The following is an 18,477-nucleotide window of genomic DNA, read 5'->3' as shown; positions in this document are numbered from 1 at the left end:
CGAACAGGACCGTGAAACAACTCCACGCCGATGATAGTGCGGATACCCGTGTGAAAGTAGGTAATCGTCAGGCTCCCCTAAAAACCCCTTGCTGCAACGCGCAGCAAGGGGTTTTTGCTTTTCTGCGCCCACACCACCTCTTACGGCACCTCATACGCCATTCCCCATTCGGCTCGCAACGTGCCGTGCTGCGATCGCTGGAATCGCGCTTTGCTGGTTTGCCGCTGCGGTCGATGGCGCGATTCGACACACCGGCGTGCACCCACTCCTTTTTCAAGGCCTTCTAATGCGTCCGGGCACCGATCAAGGCGAGAATGCTCGCCATGACGAGGCGTCTGCCGGCTCGGCAACGATGCCCGTTTTCCCCGGAGTTCAAACGACAAGTTTCGCTTCGTTGCGCAATTCCATCGAACGCATCTAAAGTCGAATCGCAATAAGAGCATTTTTCCAATCTGTTCAAATCGCTCGGGAGCCGATCGTTATCTCACGGTTTGTGAGTAATTGCCCATCTTTTCCCGTCATCGTGGATGCTGTGAACCCGATCGACCATAATCGGCTAATCACTAATTCTGCGTGACAAGCTTCCGGAAACGATACGTCGAGCATCAGTATTTGACGTTTTTCTTCGTTATCGCATTGCCTATTTCAGTCGGCGATGCGAGCGCAATCCGGCTATTGCTGTGGATGCGTATTAACGAAAAAATGAGCCAGATACCTCTTCCGAAGCGAAAGCTCCCGCCGGTGGTTGTCATCTCCCTGGTGGATAGCGATGTTCGTCGCACTCATATTGCGACGCAGATGACGAATGCTGGCGTTCCCTTCCGATTCTTCGATGCGGAGCGCGTTGAGGCGTACCCGCCCGAATACGACGCCCTCACGCGTCTGCAGATGTACGCAAACCATCTGACGCTTGGGGAAGTTGGATGCTATGACAGTCATTATCGGATCTGGCAGGATCTGGCGCGCTCCAATGACGACATCTGGTGCGTCCTGGAGGACGATATCGAGCTGACACCCGATTTCTCTCGGCGGCTGGCCGCCGCAATGGATGTGCCGGCACCCTGGGGCGTCATGCGGCTAAAGGATTGCGGCTCCGCAGGGCGTTGGCAGGTCGCGGCGCTGCCAGGCGGTGGGGTGCTGAATGATCATCGCAAGCAACCCGGCGGTACACACGCATACCTCATCCGTCGCGATGCGGCATTAACGCTTTTGCGGTATGGCAGACGGATGATTCATCCCGTCGACGACATGATCAATCGTAACTGGGAGCATGGCGTCCGCATGATCTCCATGGCGCCGGCTATCGTGCTCGATCGGGGGAATGACCTGGGCACCACGATCGTCGGTCGCCAAAAGGCCAGGCGCAGCATCTCGCAGAAACTCCGGCGCGAATTCCACGCTGGGCGGGATAGCCTGAGCCGATACGTCGATGCCTGGCGCCGCAGGTTGTTAACGCCGACGCGCCGCTGGGAATGACCGAGACCTGGGCGAATCCCACATACCCAAGCAAATCAAAGGCTTGCCGAATATAGTGAAAATCCGCAGAGCATCAGGCACAGAAACTGCGTATTTAACGCATGGAAGGTGTTGACAAGGCACGGGGACATCTCCATAATTGCAAATTCTCTGCGGAGGGGTGCCCGAGTGGCTAAAGGGGGCAGACTGTAAATCTGTTGGCTTACGCCTACGTTGGTTCGAATCCAACCTCCTCCACCAGAATGCGGAAGTAATGAGCGCCGGAACCTAGTGTCTCCGGTGCTCGTTGCAAGAGGCGAGAGTCGGAATCCAAGCGGGTGTAGCTCAATGGTAGAGCAGAAGCCTTCCAAGCTTATGACGAGGGTTCGATTCCCTTCACCCGCTCCAGGTGACGCGCAGACGCAGTAGCAGTAAAAGATTCGCCCATGTGGCTCAGTGGTAGAGCACTCCCTTGGTAAGGGAGAGGTCGGCAGTTCGATCCTGCCCATGGGCACCAAAGATAGTGTGACGCGCGGCAATCAACATGCCGAGCAACCTCGGCAAAAGATAACCCCGTTAGGAGTCGGAAATGGCAAAGGAAAAATTCACGCGGAACAAGCCGCACGTGAACGTTGGCACCATCGGCCACGTCGATCATGGCAAGACCACCCTGACGGCTGCTATCGCAACGGTTCTGTCGTCGAAGTTCGGCGGCGAAGCCAAGAATTACGCTGACATCGATGCGGCGCCGGAAGAAAAGGCGCGCGGTATTACCATCAATACCGCCCACATCGAGTACGAAACGGCGAACCGCCACTACGCACACGTTGACTGCCCGGGCCACGCCGACTACGTCAAGAACATGATTACCGGTGCTGCCCAGATGGACGGCGCAATTCTGGTTTGCTCGGCAGCCGACGGCCCGATGCCGCAAACGCGCGAGCACATCCTGCTGGCGCGCCAGGTTGGCGTGCCGTACATCATCGTGTTCCTGAACAAGTGCGACATGGTCGACGACGCCGAGCTGCTCGAGCTGGTCGAAATGGAAGTTCGCGAACTCCTGTCGAAGTACGACTTCCCGGGCGACGACGTGCCGATCATCAAGGGTTCGGCTAAGCTGGCGCTGGAAGGCAACAAGGGCGAACTCGGCGAAGTGGCCATCATGGCCCTGGCTGACGCCCTCGACACGTACATCCCGACGCCGGAGCGCGCCATCGAAAAGGCGTTCCTGATGCCGGTGGAAGACGTGTTCTCGATCTCGGGTCGTGGCACGGTCGTGACGGGTCGCGTTGAGTCGGGCGTGATCAAGGTCGGCGAAGAAATCGAAATCGTCGGTATCACGCCGACGGTCAAGACGATCTGCACGGGCGTTGAAATGTTCCGCAAACTGCTCGACCAAGGTCAAGCAGGCGACAACGTCGGTATTCTGCTGCGCGGCACGAAGCGTGAAGATGTTCAGCGTGGTCAGGTTCTGGCCAAGCCGGGTTCGATCACGCCGCACACGGAATTCACGGGTGAAGTGTACGTTTTGTCGAAGGATGAAGGTGGTCGTCACACCCCGTTCTTCAACAACTACCGTCCGCAGTTCTACTTCCGTACGACGGACGTGACGGGTTCGATCTCCCTGCCGGCCGATAAGGAAATGGTCATGCCGGGCGATAACGTGTCGATCACCGTCAAGCTGATTGCGCCGATCGCCATGACCGAAGGTCTGCGCTTCGCAATCCGCGAAGGTGGCCGTACCGTCGGTGCCGGCGTCGTTGCAAAGATTCTCGCTTAAGCCGGTACCTTAACGGTCCGCGCTTACGGGGTCAGCTTTTGGCAGCTGGCCCCACTGCTGTTTTAGGGGTATAGCTCAACTGGCAGAGCGTCGGTCTCCAAAACCGAAGGTTGGGGGTTCGATTCCCTCTGCCCCTGCCAAACAACTGTCTGCAAGCTGGAAATGGCGAATTCTCCCGTAGAAACTGTACGTACGACTGGCGACAAGCTGCTGCTGGCACTAGCCGGAGTGCTTGTTATTGCTGGTGTCGTGGCGTTCTACGCGTTGGGGCAACAGGCGCTGTATGTGCGTGTTGCTGCCATCGTCGTCGTTCTGGCCATCGCCGCAGGTGTTGCCTTGGCATCGCAAACCGGCAAAAGCTTTCTCGCTTTTGCCAAGGATGCGTATCGGGAAGTGGGTAAGGTCGTTTGGCCGACCCGTAAAGAGGCCGCCCAAACGACTGCGATCGTCTTCGCGTTCGTCATCGTCATGGCGCTGTATCTTTGGATCAGCGACAAGACGATCGAGTGGGCGGTGTTCTCTTTGATTCTTGGCTGGAAGTGATATGTCTGATACCGGGGCTGCACCGAGTAAGAAGCGCTGGTACGTCGTTCATGCGTATTCCGGCATGGAAAAGAGCGTAGCCAAGGCGCTACGCGAACGCATTACGCGTGCGGGCATGGAAGATTATTTCGGCGAGATTCTGGTCCCGACCGAAGAAGTCGTTGAAATCAAAGGTGGCCACAAGTCGGTCACCGAACGTCGTTTCTTCCCCGGCTATGTGCTGTGTGAGATGGAAATGACGGACGACACGTGGCACTTGGTGAAAAACACCGCCAAGGTCACCGGTTTTGTCGGCGGTACGGGCAATCGTCCGATTCCGATTCGACAGGCCGAAGTCGACAAGATTATGTCGCAAATCAAGGACGGGGTGGAAAAGCCGCGTCCCAAGACGCTGTTCGAGGTGGGCGAGCTGGTACGAGTCAAGGATGGTCCGTTCACGGACTTCAATGGCTCGGTGGAAGAAGTGAACTACGAAAAATCTCGCCTCCGTGTCTCCGTCACTATTTTCGGACGGGCAACTCCGGTAGAACTGGAGTTCGGACAAGTCGAAAAAATCTAAGAATAAAATGCGCCGGCGCGACGTCCGGCGCGTTTTTGCGTTGGTGACAGCCGTCGCCGAGGAGCGTCAGTAGCCTCTTTCTGGTGAAAGCGCGCTATGACTCAACCCCGAATATGCGCCACATATTCGTTCCGGAGTAAACCATGGCAAAGAAAATCATCGGCTTTATCAAGCTGCAGATTCCTGCAGGTAAAGCCAATCCGTCGCCCCCCGTGGGCCCGGCACTGGGTCAACGCGGCCTGAACATCATGGAGTTCTGCAAGGCGTTCAATGCGCAAACGCAGAGCCTCGAACCGGGTCTGCCGATTCCGGTGGTGATCACCGCATTCGCGGACAAGAGCTTCACGTTCGTACTGAAGACCCCGCCGGCAACCGTGCTGATCAAGAAGGCTGCCAACCTGCAAAAGGGTTCGAGCAAGCCGCACACCGACAAGGTGGGCAAGATCACCCGCGCACAAGCGGAAGAAATCGCGAAGACCAAGATGCCTGACCTTACCGCCTCCGATCTGGACGCCGCGGTTCGCACCATCGCTGGCAGCGCACGTTCGATGGGCATCACGGTGGAGGGTCTGTAATGGCTAAGATCTCGAAGCGTCAACAAGCACTGGCCGCCAAGGTCGATCGCAACAAGCTGTACCCGGTCGGCGACGCTCTGGCCCTGGTCAAGGAATGCGCAAGCGCCAAGTTCGACGAGTCGATCGACGTCGCGGTGCAACTGGGCGTCGACGCGAAGAAGTCGGACCAAGTGGTTCGCGGTTCGGTCGTTCTGCCGGCAGGTACCGGTAAGTCGGTTCGTGTCGCCGTTTTCGCCCAGGGCGAAAAGGCTGAGCAAGCCAAGGCCGCTGGTGCCGAAATCGTCGGTATGGAAGACTTGGCCGAGCAAATCAAGGCCGGCAAGATGGACTTCGATATCGTGATCGCGTCGCCGGACACGATGCGTATCGTCGGTACGCTGGGTCAGATCCTCGGCCCGCGCGGCCTGATGCCGAACCCGAAGGTTGGCACGGTCACCCCGGACGTCGCTACGGCAGTGAAGAACGCCAAGGCTGGTCAGGTGCAGTTCCGTGTCGACAAGGCCGGTATCATCCACGCCACCATCGGCCGTGCTTCTTTCGAACCGGCAGCGCTGCAGAAGAATCTGTCGGCACTGTTGGAAGCCCTCACGAAGTCGAAGCCGGCTTCGAGCAAGGGTGTCTACCTGCGCAAGATCGCCCTGTCGAGCACGATGGGCGTTGGCGTGCGTGTGGACCAGGCCAGCCTGTCTGCCTGAGCGCAAGAGCGAGCGTAGCGAATGTAGCGCAATCGCAGGGTGATGGCGTCCCCTGCGACGACTGAGATCTTTGAGATCGACAGTCCGTAGCAAAAGACTTTGGGCGGAAGCGGCTTCTTCGGAGGCGGCTTCCGGTTATCAAAGACCGTTGGCGGGAATGGGCATTCACTGACACTCCCTTAATACGCCAGCCAACGCAGATGGCGAACCCGAACAAGTTATGTAGTCACACCGTCGCACACGGGCAACCGGGTGCGGGGGTTGAAACTCCAGACATGTCGGTAAGCCGTTAGTGGAACGGCATCACCATGAGGTGATGTCAATTTTGGAGGTTAACCGTGGCACTTAATCTTGATGATAAGAAAGCCGTCGTGGCTGAGGTGTCGGCGCAAGTCGCCAGCGCTTCGACCATCGTTGTGGCTGAATATCGCGGAATCACGGTTGGCGATCTGACGAAGCTTCGCGCCAATGCGCGTCAGCAAGGCGTTTACCTGCGCGTTCTGAAGAACACGCTGGCCCGCCGCGCGGTGGAAAACACCGCGTTTGCTGACCTGGCTGAGCAGATGACCGGTCCTCTGATCTACGGTATCTCGACGGATCCCGTAGCCGCTGCGAAAGTCTTGAACGACTTTTCGAAGGGCAACGACAAGTTGATCTTGAAGGCCGGCTCGTACGACGGCAAGGTGATGGACAAGGCGGGCGTGCAAGCGCTGGCCTCGATCCCGAGCCGCGACGAACTGCTCGCGAAGTTGCTGGGTGTCATGCAAGCGCCGGTTTCCGGCTTTGCTCGCGTCCTGGCTGCCGTGGCCGAGAAGAAGCAAGCGGAAGCTGCTTAATTCTCGTCCCGGTTACACGATCGCTGACTTCGGTCCGAACACAATCTAGGAGTTTTACAAATGGCAATCTCGAAAGAAGACATCATCGACGCCGTTGGCGCGATGTCGGTTATGGAACTGAACGACCTGGTCAAGGCGTTCGAAGAAAAGTTCGGCGTGTCGGCTGCTGCCCTGGCAGTGGCAGGCCCGGCAGGTGCTGGCGGCGGTGCTGCTGCTGTTGAAGAGCAAACCGAATTCAACGTCGTCCTGGCAGAAGTCGGTGCGAACAAGGTCGGCGTGATTAAGGCCGTCCGCGAAATCACCGGCCTGGGCCTGAAGGAAGCCAAGGATCTGGTCGATGGCGCTCCGAAGGCTGTCAAGGAAGGCGTGGACAAGGCTGCTGCTGACGAAGCCAAGAAGAAGCTGGAAGACGCCGGCGCCAAGGTCGAAATCAAGTAATTCGGCTCTGCGCGTAGGGAAGGCTGGCGACGAAACGTCGTCAGCCTTTTTGTGCTTTCTGGAGTGGCAAATCCCGAAGCCCGTGCGCGAAATTCGAAAGTCGGTGCGAAGCGACGTCAAGTTCTTGAAAGCAAACCGATTTCGCTGAAACGGAGGTCATGCAAGCCGTTTCAAACGGACGCTCGATGGCCGGCGAGAAAAAGGGCCCGAAAAGACGAGAGCAATATCGACGAAGCACTGAAGAAGCACCCAAGAAGTACTGAAGACGTACTGAAGAAGTACCCAAGAGGCCAAAGAAAAAATCGCGCCGGGGCATCCCCGTGGCGGTTTTCTCTTTGTCTTCTGAAGCGACTGCAGAAGGCAAGTTTGGTCGGGCGACGGGCAACACAGGCATCCGTCGCCGTCAGCCAGCGGTTGGTAGCGGCCAACCACCAAGCTCGTTGCTCCACGGCAAGCCCGCCGTGGCGGACGTCTGGTCTCAGTCGATGAACACCCGTTGACGATGCCTGCCGTCGTCGCCAGCGTAGTGATTCGGAGATCGTAATGCACTATTCCTTCACCGAGAAGAAACGCATTCGCAAGAGTTTTGCGAAGCGTCCGACCGTGCACAAGGTGCCGTTTTTGCTGGCCACCCAGCTCGCCTCGTACACATCGTTCTTGCAAGCCGATGCGCTTGCATCGGAGCGGAAGCCGGAGGGTCTGCAAGCAGCCTTCTCCTCCATTTTCCCGATCGTTTCTCACAACGGGTTCGCACGCCTGGAGTTTGTCAGCTACCTGCTCGGCACGCCCGCGTTCGATGTCAAGGAATGTCAACAGCGCGGCCTGACCTTTTGCTCGGCCCTGCGCGCCAAGGTTCGTCTGGTGATTCTCGACAGGGAATCGCCGAATAAGCCCGTCGTCAAGGAAGTCAAGGAACAGGAAGTGTACATGGGCGAAATTCCGCTCATGACCTCGACGGGTTCCTTTGTCATCAATGGTACGGAACGTGTCATCGTCTCGCAGTTGCACCGTTCGCCGGGCGTGTTCTTCGAGCACGACAAGGGCAAGACGCACAGCTCGGGCAAACTGCTTTTCTCCGCGCGTATCATCCCCTACCGCGGTTCGTGGCTGGACTTCGAATTCGATCCGAAGGACATCCTGTACTTCCGCGTCGACCGCCGTCGCAAGATGCCGGTCACGATCCTGCTCAAGGCGATCGGCCTGACGCCGGAACAGATTCTCGCGAACTTCTTCGTGTTCGACAACTTCAAGCTGATGCCGGAAGGCGCACAGATGGAGTTCGTGCCGGAGCGTCTGCGCGGTGAAGTTGCGCGCTTCGACATCACGGATCGCGAAGGCAAGGTGATTGTCCAGAAGGACAAGCGCGTCAACGCCAAGCACATCCGCGACCTGGAGAACGCCAACACCAAGTTCATCTCGGTGCCGGAAGACTACCTGCTCGGCCGCGTGCTCGCAAAGAACGTGATCGACGGCGATACCGGCGAAGTGATCGCCAACGCCAACGACGAAATCACGGAAAGCGTGCTGGTCAAGCTGCGCGAGTCGGACGTGTCGGACATCCAGACGCTGTTCACGAACGATCTGGATCAGGGTTCGTACATTTCGGCCACGCTGCGTATCGACGAGACCGCCGACCGGACGGCCGCGCGTATCGCGATCTATCGCATGATGCGCCCGGGTGAGCCGCCGACCGAAGATGCGGTCGAGGCCCTGTTCAACCGCCTGTTCTATAGCGAAGAAGCGTACGACCTGTCGAAGGTGGGTCGTATGAAGTTCAACCGCCGTGTCGGCCGCGACGAAGTGCTCGGTCCGATGACGCTGGAAGACGACGACATTCTTGCGACCATCAAGATCCTTGTGGATCTGCGTAACGGCCGCGGCGAAGTCGACGATATCGATCACCTGGGCAACCGTCGTGTGCGTTGCGTGGGCGAACTGGCCGAGAACCAGTTCCGCGCCGGTCTCGTGCGTGTCGAGCGCGCCGTGAAGGAACGTCTGGGTCAGGCCGAGTCGGAAAACCTGATGCCGCACGACCTGATCAACAGCAAGCCGATCTCGTCGGCCATTCGCGAGTTCTTCGGTTCGTCGCAGCTCTCGCAGTTCATGGACCAGACCAACCCGCTGTCGGAAATCACGCACAAGCGTCGCGTGTCCGCACTGGGCCCGGGCGGTCTGACCCGCGAGCGTGCCGGCTTCGAAGTGCGTGACGTGCACCCGACCCACTACGGTCGCGTGTGCCCGATCGAAACGCCGGAAGGCCCGAACATCGGTCTGATCAACTCGCTGGCACTGTACGCCCGCCTGAACGAGTATGGCTTCCTCGAGACGCCGTACCGCAAGGTGGAAGACGGCAAGGTCACCGACCAGATCGACTACCTGTCGGCCATTGAAGAAGGTCGCTACGTGATCGCTCAGGCGAACGCGTCGATCGGCGAAAACGGCGAACTGACCGACGAGCTGGTGTCGTCGCGTGAAGCCGGCGAAACGCTGATGGTTACGCCGGACCGCATCCAGTACATGGACGTGGCACCGTCGCAGATCGTCTCGGTCGCTGCCTCGCTGATTCCGTTCCTCGAGCACGATGACGCGAACCGCGCGTTGATGGGTTCGAACATGCAGCGCCAGGCGGTGCCTTGCCTGCGTCCGGAAAAGGCGGTCGTCGGTACGGGTATCGAGCGCACGGTGGCCGTTGACTCGGGGACGACCGTGCAGGCGTTCCGCGGCGGCGTGGTCGATTACGTCGACGCAGGCCGTGTGGTGATTCGCGTGAACGACGATGAAGCCGTGGCCGGTGAAGTCGGCGTGGACATCTACAACCTGATCAAGTACACGCGTTCGAACCAGAACACCAACATCAACCAGCGCCCGATCGTGGAAGTGGGCGACAAGGTGGCGCGCGGCGATGTGATCGCCGACGGCGCGTCGACCGATCTGGGCGAACTGGCGCTGGGTCAGAACATGCTGATCGCGTTCATGCCGTGGAACGGCTACAACTTCGAGGATTCGATCCTGATCTCGGAGCGTGTCGTCGCGGAAGACCGTTACACGTCGATCCACATCGAAGAGCTGAACGTGGTCGCTCGCGACACCAAGCTCGGACCTGAGGAAATCACGCGCGACATCTCGAACCTGGCGGAAGTGCAACTGGGTCGTCTGGACGAGTCGGGCATCGTGTACATCGGCGCTGAAGTCGAAGCGGGCGACGTACTCGTGGGTAAGGTCACGCCGAAGGGCGAAACCCAGCTCACGCCGGAAGAAAAGCTGCTGCGCGCGATCTTCGGCGAGAAGGCATCGGACGTGAAGGATACGTCGCTGCGCGTGCCCTCGGGTATGAGCGGCACGGTCATCGACGTGCAGGTGTTCACGCGTGAAGGCATTCAGCGCGACAAGCGCGCCCAGCAGATCATCGACGATGAACTGAAGGGCTATCGCCTGGACCTGAACGACCAGCTGCGTATCGTGGAAGGCGACGCATTCCAGCGTCTGGAGCGCTTCCTGGTGGGCAAGACGGCCAACGGCGGTCCGAAGAAGCTCGCCAAGGGCACCAAGCTCACGAAGGAATATCTGGCCGACCTGGATCGCTACCACTGGTTCGACATCCGTCTGGCCGACGACGAAGGTGCACAGCAGCTCGAACAGATCAAGGAATCGATCGAACAGAAGCGTCACCAGTTCGACCTCGCTTTCGAAGAGAAGCGCAAGAAGCTCACGCAAGGCGACGAACTGCCGCCGGGCGTGCTGAAGATGGTCAAGGTCTACCTGGCGGTCAAGCGTCGTCTGCAGCCTGGCGACAAGATGGCAGGCCGTCACGGTAACAAGGGCGTGGTCTCGAAGATCGTGCCGATCGAGGATATGCCGTACATGGCCGATGGCCGTCCGGCTGACATCGTGCTCAACCCGCTCGGCGTGCCGTCGCGGATGAACGTGGGTCAGATTCTCGAGTCGCACCTCGGCTGGGCAGCGAAGGGTCTGGGCTGGCGTATCGGCGAAATGCTGCAGGCGCACACCAAGGTCCAGGAAGTTCGCAAGTTCCTGACGAAGATCTACAACGAGAGCGGTCAGCAAGAAGATATCGACAGCCTGTCGGACGACGAAATCATGTCGCTGGCGCGCAACCTGCAGAACGGCGTGCCGTTCGCTACGCCGGTGTTCGATGGTGCGCATGAAGAGGAAATCCATCGCATGCTGGATCTGGCATTCCCGGATCACATCGCGAAGGAACTCGGCATGACGCCGTCGAAGAACCAGGTCACGCTGTTCGACGGTCGTACGGGCGAAGCCTTCGAGCGTCCGGTCACGTGCGGCTTCATGCACATGCTCAAGCTGCATCACTTGGTCGACGACAAGATGCACGCGCGTTCGACCGGTCCGTACTCGCTGGTGACGCAACAGCCGTTGGGCGGTAAGGCTCAGTTCGGTGGTCAGCGCTTCGGTGAAATGGAAGTGTGGGCACTGGAAGCCTATGGCGCATCGTATGTGCTGCAGGAAATGCTGACCGTGAAGTCGGATGACGTGACGGGTCGTACGAAGGTGTACGAGAACCTCGTCAAGGGCGATCACGTGATCGATGCCGGCATGCCGGAGTCGTTCAACGTGCTGGTCAAGGAAATCCGTTCGCTCGGTATCGATATCGACCTGGAGCGCGGTTAATCGCGTTCAGGCAACAGGAGAAAGCAATGAAAGCTTTGCTCGATCTATTCAAGCAAGTCCAGCAGGACGAACAGTTCGACGCGATCAAGATCGGTCTGGCTTCGCCGGACAAGATCCGCTCGTGGTCGTTCGGCGAAGTAAAGAAGCCGGAGACGATCAACTACCGGACTTTCAAGCCCGAGCGTGACGGTCTGTTCTGCGCAAAGATCTTCGGTCCGATCAAGGACTACGAATGCCTTTGCGGCAAGTACAAGCGCCTGAAGCACCGTGGCGTGATCTGCGAGAAGTGCGGCGTGGAAGTCACGCTGGCGAAGGTGCGTCGCGAGCGCATGGGCCACATTGAGCTGGCCTCGCCGGTCGCGCACATCTGGTTCCTGAAGTCGCTCCCGTCGCGTCTGGGCATGGTGCTCGACATGACGCTGCGCGACATCGAACGCGTGCTGTACTTCGAAGCGTACGTGGTCCTCGAACCTGGCATGACGCCGCTCAAGCGCTGCCAGATCATGACGGAAGAGGATTACTACAACAAGGTCGAGGAATACGGCGACGAATTCCGTGCCGAGATGGGCGCGGAAGGCGTGCGCGAGCTGCTGCGCTCGATCGACATCGACCAGCAGGTCGAGCATCTGCGCGCCGAGCTGCAAGCCACGGGCTCGGAAGCCAAGATCAAGAAGTACGCCAAGCGCCTGAAGGTGCTCGAGGCCTTCCAACGCTCGGGCATCAAGCCCGAGTGGATGGTGCTCGAAGTGCTGCCGGTGCTCCCGCCCGAGCTGCGCCCGCTGGTGCCGCTCGACGGTGGCCGCTTCGCGACCTCGGACCTGAACGATCTGTATCGCCGCGTCATCAACCGTAACAACCGTCTGAAGCGTCTGCTCGAGCTGAAGGCCCCGGACATCATCGTGCGCAACGAAAAGCGCATGCTGCAAGAGTCCGTGGACTCGCTGCTCGACAACGGCCGTCGCGGCAAGGCGATGACCGGCGCGAACAAGCGTCCGCTCAAGTCGCTGGCCGACATGATCAAGGGCAAGAGCGGTCGTTTCCGTCAGAACTTGCTGGGTAAGCGCGTCGACTACTCGGGCCGTTCGGTGATTACCGTGGGCCCGACGCTCAAGCTGCATCAGTGCGGTCTGCCGAAGCTGATGGCGCTCGAACTCTTCAAGCCGTTCATCTTCCACAAGCTGGAAGTGATGGGCGTGGCCACGACCATCAAGGCCGCGAAGAAGGAAGTCGAGAACCAGACGGCCGTGGTGTGGGACATTCTCGAAGAGGTGATCCGCGAGCACCCGATCATGCTCAACCGCGCCCCGACGCTGCACCGCCTGGGTATTCAGGCATTCGAGCCGGTGCTGATCGAAGGCAAGGCAATTCAGCTTCACCCGCTGGTTTGCGCGGCGTTCAACGCCGACTTCGACGGTGACCAGATGGCCGTTCACGTGCCGCTGTCGCTCGAAGCGCAGATGGAAGCGCGTACCCTGATGCTGGCCTCGAACAACGTGTTGTTCCCGGCTAACGGCGACCCGTCGATCGTGCCGTCGCAGGATATCGTGCTGGGTCTGTACTACGCGACCCGCGACAAGATCAACGGCCGCGGCGAAGGCCTGTCGTTCATCGACGTCTCGGAAGTGCTGCGCGCGTACGACAACAAGGAAGTCGAACTGGCTTCGCGCGTGAACGTGCGTATCACGGAGTACACGGTCGATCCGGAAACGGGCGAGAAGACGCCGAAGATCACGCTGTACCCGACGACTGTCGGGCGCGCGATTCTGTCGGAAATTCTGCCGCCGGGCCTGCCGTTCTCGGTGCTGAACAAGTCGCTCAAGAAGAAGGAAATCTCGAAGCTGATCAACACGGCGTTCCGCCGTTGCGGTCTGCGCGAGACGGTGATCTTCGTCGACAAGCTGATGCAGTCGGGCTTCCGCCTGGCAACGCGCGCCGGTATCTCGATCTGCGTCGACGACATGCTCGTGCCGACGAAGAAGGAAGAGCTGATCGGCGAAGCGTCGAAGAAGGTCAAGGAATACGACCGTCAGTACATGTCGGGTCTGGTCACGGCGCAAGAGCGTTACAACAACGTCGTGGACATTTGGGGTGCGACCGGTGACGCCGTGGGTAAGGCGATGATGGAGCAGCTCTCGAAGGAAAAGACGGTCGATCGCGATGGCAACACCGTGGATCAGGAGTCGTTCAACTCGATTTACATGATGGCCGACTCCGGTGCTCGCGGTTCGAGCGCCCAGATTCGCCAGCTCGCCGGTATGCGTGGCCTGATGGCCAAGCCGGATGGCTCGATCATCGAGACGCCGATTACCGCGAACTTCCGCGAAGGCCTGAACGTGTTGCAGTACTTCATCTCGACCCACGGTGCACGTAAGGGTCTGGCCGATACGGCACTGAAGACGGCAAACTCGGGCTACCTGACGCGTCGTCTGGTCGACGTGACGCAGGATCTGGTCGTTGTCGAAGACGATTGCGGCACGAGCAACGGCGTGGCGATGAAGGCGTTGGTCGAGGGCGGTGAAGTGGTCGAAGCCCTGCGTGACCGTATCCTGGGTCGCGTGGCGGTGGCCGACGTCGTGAATCCGGAAACGCAAGAGACGGTGTATGAAGCCGGCACGTTGCTCGACGAAGACGTTGTCGAGATGATCGAAGCGCTGGGTATCGACGAAGTGCGCGTGCGCACGCCGCTGACCTGCGATACGCGTTACGGTCTGTGCGCAGCCTGCTATGGCCGCGACCTGGGCCGCGGTTCGCGTGTGAACGTGGGCGAGGCGGTGGGTGTGATCGCCGCGCAGTCGATCGGCGAACCGGGCACGCAGCTCACGATGCGTACGTTCCACATCGGTGGTGCGGCATCGCGTGCGGCAGTGGCCTCGTCGATCGAAGCCAAGTCGAACGGTACGGTTCGCTTCACGGCGACCATGCGTTATGTGACGAATGGCCGTGGCGAGCAGATCGCGATTTCGCGTTCGGGCGAAATCCTGATCACGGACGATCATGGCCGTGAGCGCGAGCGTCACAAGGTGCCGTACGGCGCCACGCTGCTGCAACTGGATGGCGCACAGGTCAAGGCCGGTGCCCAACTGGGTACGTGGGACCCGCTGACGCGCCCGATCATTACCGAGCACGGTGGTATCGCCAGGTTCGAGAACGTCGAGGAAGGTGTCACGGTCGCCAAGCAGATCGACGATGTGACGGGTCTGTCCACGCTGGTGGTGATCGATCCGAAGCGTCGTGGCCCGGCATCGAAGAACGTTCGCCCGCAGGTGAAGCTGCTCGACGAAAGCGGTCAGGAAGTGAAGATCCCGGGTACCGATCATGCGGTGACGATCGGCTTCCAGGTGGGCGCACTGATTACCGTCAAGGATGGTCAGCACGTCCCGGTGGGTGAAGTGCTTGCTCGTATCCCGACCGAATCGCAGAAGACTCGCGATATTACGGGGGGTCTGCCGCGTGTGGCCGAGCTGTTCGAAGCGCGTGCACCGAAGGACGCCGGTATTCTGGCCGAAGTCACCGGCACGACGTCGTTCGGTAAGGACACGAAGGGCAAGCAGCGTCTGGTCATTACCGATCTGGACGGCAACCAGCATGAATTCCTGATTCCGAAGGAAAAGCAGGTGCTGGTGCACGACGGCCAGGTGGTGAACAAGGGCGAAATGATCGTGGACGGCCCGGCCGACCCGCACGATATTCTGCGTTTGCAGGGTATCGAGGCGCTGGCACGTTACATCGTCGACGAAGTTCAGGACGTGTACCGTTTGCAGGGTGTGAAGATCAACGACAAGCACATCGAGGTGATCGTTCGCCAGATGCTGCGTCGTGTGCAGATCGTCGATTCGGGCGATACGCGCTTCATCACTGGCGAGCAGGTCGAACGCTCGGACATGCTCGACGAGAACGACGCCATGAACGCCGCGGACAAGCGACCGGCGCAGTACGAGAACGTGTTGCTGGGTATTACGAAGGCGTCGCTGTCGACGGATTCGTTCATCTCGGCCGCATCGTTCCAGGAAACGACGCGCGTGCTGACCGAAGCTGCCATCATGGGCAAGAAGGACGATCTGCGTGGCCTGAAGGAAAACGTCATCGTCGGCCGTCTGATCCCGGCCGGTACGGGTCTGGCGTATCACAAGGCCCGCAAGGCCCGCGAGACGTCGGATCGCGAGCGTCACGACCAGATCGCTCTGGAAGAGGCGTTTGCCCCGATGCCGAACTCGGTGGAAGAGCCTACGGCGGAGTAATCGGGTGGGCGGCGCTGGCGAGAGCCGGCGCTGCCGACCGGAGATTGAAGTTGTGTTGAAGACGGCACCCCTCGTGGGTGCCGTTTTTTTTGTCCGGCTGTCTGGCGTCGATCAGAATCCGAAGTGGCCTTGCACGTAGACCATGCGCGGCGCGCCGACCATACGGCCTGCGTTGCCGTCGACGTTACGCGTATAGAAGCGCTTGTCGAAGACGTTGTTCAGACCCACGGTGACGTCGGCGTTCTTGTACCCCGGAATCTTGTACATCGCCTGCAGGTTCCACAAGCGAAAGCCCGGTACCTTGCCATTGCCACCGTTCGCCGACTCCGCCTCGGTGTTCGCCAGATCGGAGTACTGCGCGCTTTGATGCGTGGTCGAGACATTGAACGTCCACTGGCCGATTTCGTAACGCGCCCCCAGCGTGTCGGTGAAACGCGAGTAGAACGGCACGTCGAGACCGGCGGTGGCCCCCGACTTCTGGATGGCGCGGGTGTAGGTGAAGTTCGCGTATACGTTCAGGCCACGCAGCGCGCTGTCGCGATCGAAGGTGTAGTCGACGGCGGTTTCGATGCCGTCATGGCTTGTTGCGCCGATGTTCTGGAAGACGGCAGGGGTAGAACCCGGCACTTGCAGAATCTGATTGTCGAACTTCATCTTGAACGCTGTGAGTTCGGCCCGCCAGCGCGCGTCCGTCCAGCGAGTACCGATCTCGTACGTGCGCGCCAGTTCGGGTTGCAGCGGGTTCGACGCGGACATCGAGTTCAACTGCGTGTTCTGCACCGGGCCGAACGAGGTGCTGTAGTCTGCGAAGAGCGTCCACGCGCTGTTCACGAGATACGAGAGGTTCACCGACGGCAGAGGCTTGTCGTTGTCCGAGCGGAACGTGTCGCCGCTCGACTTGTTGACGCGCTGCGAATCGATGAACTCGTAACGCACGCCCGGCGTAAGACGCCAGTTGCCCCACGCCATGCGGTCGTCGATGTAGAATGCGCTCGCACTGGTGTAGTTGTAAAACGTCTGCGTTGCCGAGTTACGCCCCGTGGCAAGCGTCGTCGACCAATTGTTGTCGTCGCCGCGTTCGCGAATATAGCGATAACCCACAGTCACATCGTGTGCAGTCGGCCCGAAGTACAGGCGTTGCGTGAAGCGCGGTTCGATGCCAAACGTCGCGTAGTTGCGGGGCTGGTGAGTGGTCTGCGTGCCGGCCGCGTTGATGAGGGTGCTCTGACGATAACTCTCGTTGTAGAACGTGCGGATCTCGAATTCCTGCGTGTCGGAGATCGTATTCAGATAGCCGACATCGAGGCCTGTGCGGTTGCCGCTCCAGTAATCGTTCGGGCGCGTGTTCTGAAACGGATCGGCGTTGAATTGCGCAACGCTCAGACCGCCCGGCGTCTTCGACTTCACGTCGTAATACGACAGCTTTCCATACACCTGCTGGCTCGGTGTGATGTCGTAACGCCACTTCAATGCAAGGTCGTTTACGTGCTCGTCGCTGCCCTCGCGCCAGTCGCGACCGACCGTGCCTGAATACAGCAAAGCGAGCCCAAGACCGTTGTCCATCTGTGTGCCGAGGAACACGCCGTATTGCGTGTTGGCGCCGCCGCCAGCGGTGTAGACGTTCTGGCGCACGGTGGCGTCGCCCGTCAGCCCCGGCGTGTTGGGGATCGAACGCGTCTTGAAGTTGATCACGCCGCCCACGTTCTGCGGCCCATAGCGCACGGCGCCGCCGCTGCGCACCACATCGATGCTCTCGATGTTGAACAGGCTGACCGGTGCAAACGACAACTGCGGCTGGCCGTAGGGCGCGACGGCCATCGGAATGCCGTCGAGCAGCACGGTCGAGCGCGGTGTGTACCGACCCGAGAGACCGCGCACGCCGATATTCAACGAGATGGCGCTGCCCGCGGTACCCGCGTTGTCGCTCGCCTGTACGCCGGGGATACGGCGCATGACATCGCCGATGCTCGTCGCGCCGGACGCCTCGATCTGTGCTTTCTTCACCACGGTGCGCGCGCCGGGAAACGTCTTCACGCTGCCGTCGAGACCGGTGCCGAGCCAGTCGCCCGAGACGTTCACCGCATCGAGTTCGATGTCGGACGCCGACGTGGCGGACTGGGCAACCGACTGCGCATGGGCGGTGGCAAGTGTGGCCATGAGCAGCGCGCTGGCGCAGGCGGCGGCGCGGGGCACACGGGCATGGCGCGCGAGGCGCCCGACGCGGGGGGCGCGGGCAGTGTCGGCTGCCGCGCTGGCGCGGAGATATACGGACATCTTCATCTTGACTGACCTTCGTGATTGCGAGCGGGTGGCGAGCCTGGCCTCCGGCCTAACTGACTGACCGCGGCGTTCGGTTCGTTGCGCGTAATGGATTGTAATAAAGCGTCGCGAATTATAAATGCAAATCAATCTCATTTGTAATGACTACTATCGATTCCGGGCAGGCGACATTCTGCGGTGGAAGTCATCGGGGAGAATCGGGGTATAGAACGGCGGTGTTGGCGAAAAAAGCCGACGTATTGGGCGAAAAAGACAAGGTGAAGCGGTGGGTTGGTCGATGCTTCGTTTGCTTCAACGGGCGATTGAGGATGTGGCGAGGTTGCGACAGAAAGGACCATTTTTGGCCTGTGGAGGTGTCATCAGACGACGCTCACTGGTCCAGTTCCACTTATCAATCGGCAATAATCGGTTGATTGCTCGTGGCGCGA

The 18,477-nt window shown here is 59.8% G+C and carries 12 protein-coding genes and 4 tRNA genes; 15 read left to right on the top strand and 1 reads right to left on the bottom strand.

Features of this window, described 5'->3' with window-relative positions; all coding sequences use genetic code 11:
* The 15 genes from ACE3UG_RS21220 to rpoC all read left to right on the top strand — a co-directional run.
* Nucleotides 1-287: hypothetical protein (locus tag ACE3UG_RS21220; RefSeq protein WP_374627634.1), on the top strand; the 287-nt coding region annotated here is incomplete at its 5' end.
* 325 nt (nucleotides 288-612) lie between these two features.
* Nucleotides 613-1,476: a glycosyltransferase family 25 protein gene (locus tag ACE3UG_RS21215; RefSeq protein ID WP_374627632.1), complete on the top strand. Its 864-nt coding sequence runs from the start codon at nucleotides 613-615 to the stop codon at nucleotides 1,474-1,476.
* A gap of 154 nt (nucleotides 1,477-1,630) precedes the next feature.
* A tRNA-Tyr gene (locus ACE3UG_RS21210) sits at nucleotides 1,631-1,716 on the top strand.
* A 73-nt stretch (nucleotides 1,717-1,789) separates the two neighbouring features.
* Nucleotides 1,790-1,863: transfer RNA gene (locus ACE3UG_RS21205), tRNA-Gly, on the top strand.
* Between the two features lie 34 nt (nucleotides 1,864-1,897).
* Nucleotides 1,898-1,972, top strand: a tRNA-Thr gene (locus tag ACE3UG_RS21200).
* A gap of 72 nt (nucleotides 1,973-2,044) precedes the next feature.
* Complete coding sequence (gene tuf / locus ACE3UG_RS21195; protein WP_374627630.1) at nucleotides 2,045-3,235, top strand: elongation factor Tu; 1,191 nt, start codon at nucleotides 2,045-2,047, stop codon at nucleotides 3,233-3,235.
* A 64-nt stretch (nucleotides 3,236-3,299) separates the two neighbouring features.
* A tRNA-Trp gene (locus ACE3UG_RS21190) sits at nucleotides 3,300-3,375 on the top strand.
* Nucleotides 3,376-3,397: 22 nt separating this feature from the next.
* On the top strand, nucleotides 3,398-3,778 hold the full coding sequence (gene secE, locus ACE3UG_RS21185) for a preprotein translocase subunit SecE (protein WP_374627628.1): 381 nt from the start codon (nucleotides 3,398-3,400) through the stop codon (nucleotides 3,776-3,778).
* Nucleotide 3,779: 1 nt separating this feature from the next.
* Nucleotides 3,780-4,337 carry a transcription termination/antitermination protein NusG gene (nusG, locus tag ACE3UG_RS21180; RefSeq protein WP_374627626.1) on the top strand — a complete coding sequence of 186 codons (558 nt, stop codon included), beginning with the start codon at nucleotides 3,780-3,782 and terminating at the stop codon, nucleotides 4,335-4,337.
* Nucleotides 4,338-4,480: 143 nt separating this feature from the next.
* On the top strand, nucleotides 4,481-4,912 hold the full coding sequence (gene rplK, locus ACE3UG_RS21175; RefSeq protein WP_010804164.1) for a 50S ribosomal protein L11: 432 nt from the start codon (nucleotides 4,481-4,483) through the stop codon (nucleotides 4,910-4,912).
* The gene (gene rplA / locus ACE3UG_RS21170; protein WP_374627624.1) at nucleotides 4,912-5,607 is read left to right on the top strand and encodes a 50S ribosomal protein L1; all 696 of its coding nucleotides are present in this window, start codon (nucleotides 4,912-4,914) and stop codon (nucleotides 5,605-5,607) included. Before rplK ends, rplA begins: the two co-directional genes overlap by 1 nt.
* Before the next feature lie 338 nt (nucleotides 5,608-5,945).
* Entirely contained in the window at nucleotides 5,946-6,443 is a 498-nt protein-coding gene (gene rplJ, locus ACE3UG_RS21165; RefSeq protein ID WP_374627622.1) for a 50S ribosomal protein L10, read from the top strand.
* A gap of 60 nt (nucleotides 6,444-6,503) precedes the next feature.
* Nucleotides 6,504-6,881 (top strand): 50S ribosomal protein L7/L12, encoded by a 378-nt coding sequence (gene rplL / locus ACE3UG_RS21160; protein WP_374627620.1) that lies wholly within the window; start codon nucleotides 6,504-6,506, stop codon nucleotides 6,879-6,881.
* Nucleotides 6,882-7,424: 543 nt separating this feature from the next.
* On the top strand, nucleotides 7,425-11,531 hold the full coding sequence (gene rpoB / locus ACE3UG_RS21155; RefSeq protein WP_374627618.1) for a DNA-directed RNA polymerase subunit beta: 4,107 nt from the start codon (nucleotides 7,425-7,427) through the stop codon (nucleotides 11,529-11,531).
* A gap of 26 nt (nucleotides 11,532-11,557) precedes the next feature.
* Nucleotides 11,558-15,769: a DNA-directed RNA polymerase subunit beta' gene (gene rpoC, locus ACE3UG_RS21150; RefSeq protein WP_374627616.1), complete on the top strand. Its 4,212-nt coding sequence runs from the start codon at nucleotides 11,558-11,560 to the stop codon at nucleotides 15,767-15,769.
* 111 nt (nucleotides 15,770-15,880) lie between these two features.
* Here the strand turns inward: rpoC and ACE3UG_RS21145 are convergent, their stop codons facing one another.
* On the bottom strand, nucleotides 15,881-18,049 hold the full coding sequence (locus ACE3UG_RS21145) for a TonB-dependent receptor family protein (RefSeq protein WP_374627614.1): 2,169 nt from the start codon (nucleotides 18,047-18,049) through the stop codon (nucleotides 15,881-15,883).
* Nucleotides 18,050-18,477 lie beyond the last annotated feature (428 nt).

The sequence above is a fragment of the Pandoraea sp. genome (assembly GCF_041919235.1).
GTDB lineage: Bacteria > Pseudomonadota > Gammaproteobacteria > Burkholderiales > Burkholderiaceae > Pandoraea.
Note: the sequence above shows the minus strand (reverse complement) of the source record. Positions and strands in the feature narration are given on the sequence as shown.

Bases quoted from the DNA above. Each gene is read 5' to 3' on its own strand.
- rpoB (WP_374627618.1), top strand. From the start codon at position 7,425: ATGCACTATTCCTTCACCGAGAAGAAACGCATTCGCAAGAGTTTTGCG.
- tuf (WP_374627630.1), top strand. From the start codon at position 2,045: ATGGCAAAGGAAAAATTCACGCGGAACAAGCCGCACGTGAACGTTGGC.
- nusG (WP_374627626.1), top strand. From the start codon at position 3,780: ATGTCTGATACCGGGGCTGCACCGAGTAAGAAGCGCTGGTACGTCGTT.
- rplL (WP_374627620.1), top strand. From the start codon at position 6,504: ATGGCAATCTCGAAAGAAGACATCATCGACGCCGTTGGCGCGATGTCG.
- rpoC (WP_374627616.1), top strand. From the start codon at position 11,558: ATGAAAGCTTTGCTCGATCTATTCAAGCAAGTCCAGCAGGACGAACAG.
- secE (WP_374627628.1), top strand. From the start codon at position 3,398: ATGGCGAATTCTCCCGTAGAAACTGTACGTACGACTGGCGACAAGCTG.
- ACE3UG_RS21145 (WP_374627614.1), bottom strand. From the start codon at position 18,049: ATGAAGATGTCCGTATATCTCCGCGCCAGCGCGGCAGCCGACACTGCC.
- rplA (WP_374627624.1), top strand. From the start codon at position 4,912: ATGGCTAAGATCTCGAAGCGTCAACAAGCACTGGCCGCCAAGGTCGAT.
- rplK (WP_010804164.1), top strand. From the start codon at position 4,481: ATGGCAAAGAAAATCATCGGCTTTATCAAGCTGCAGATTCCTGCAGGT.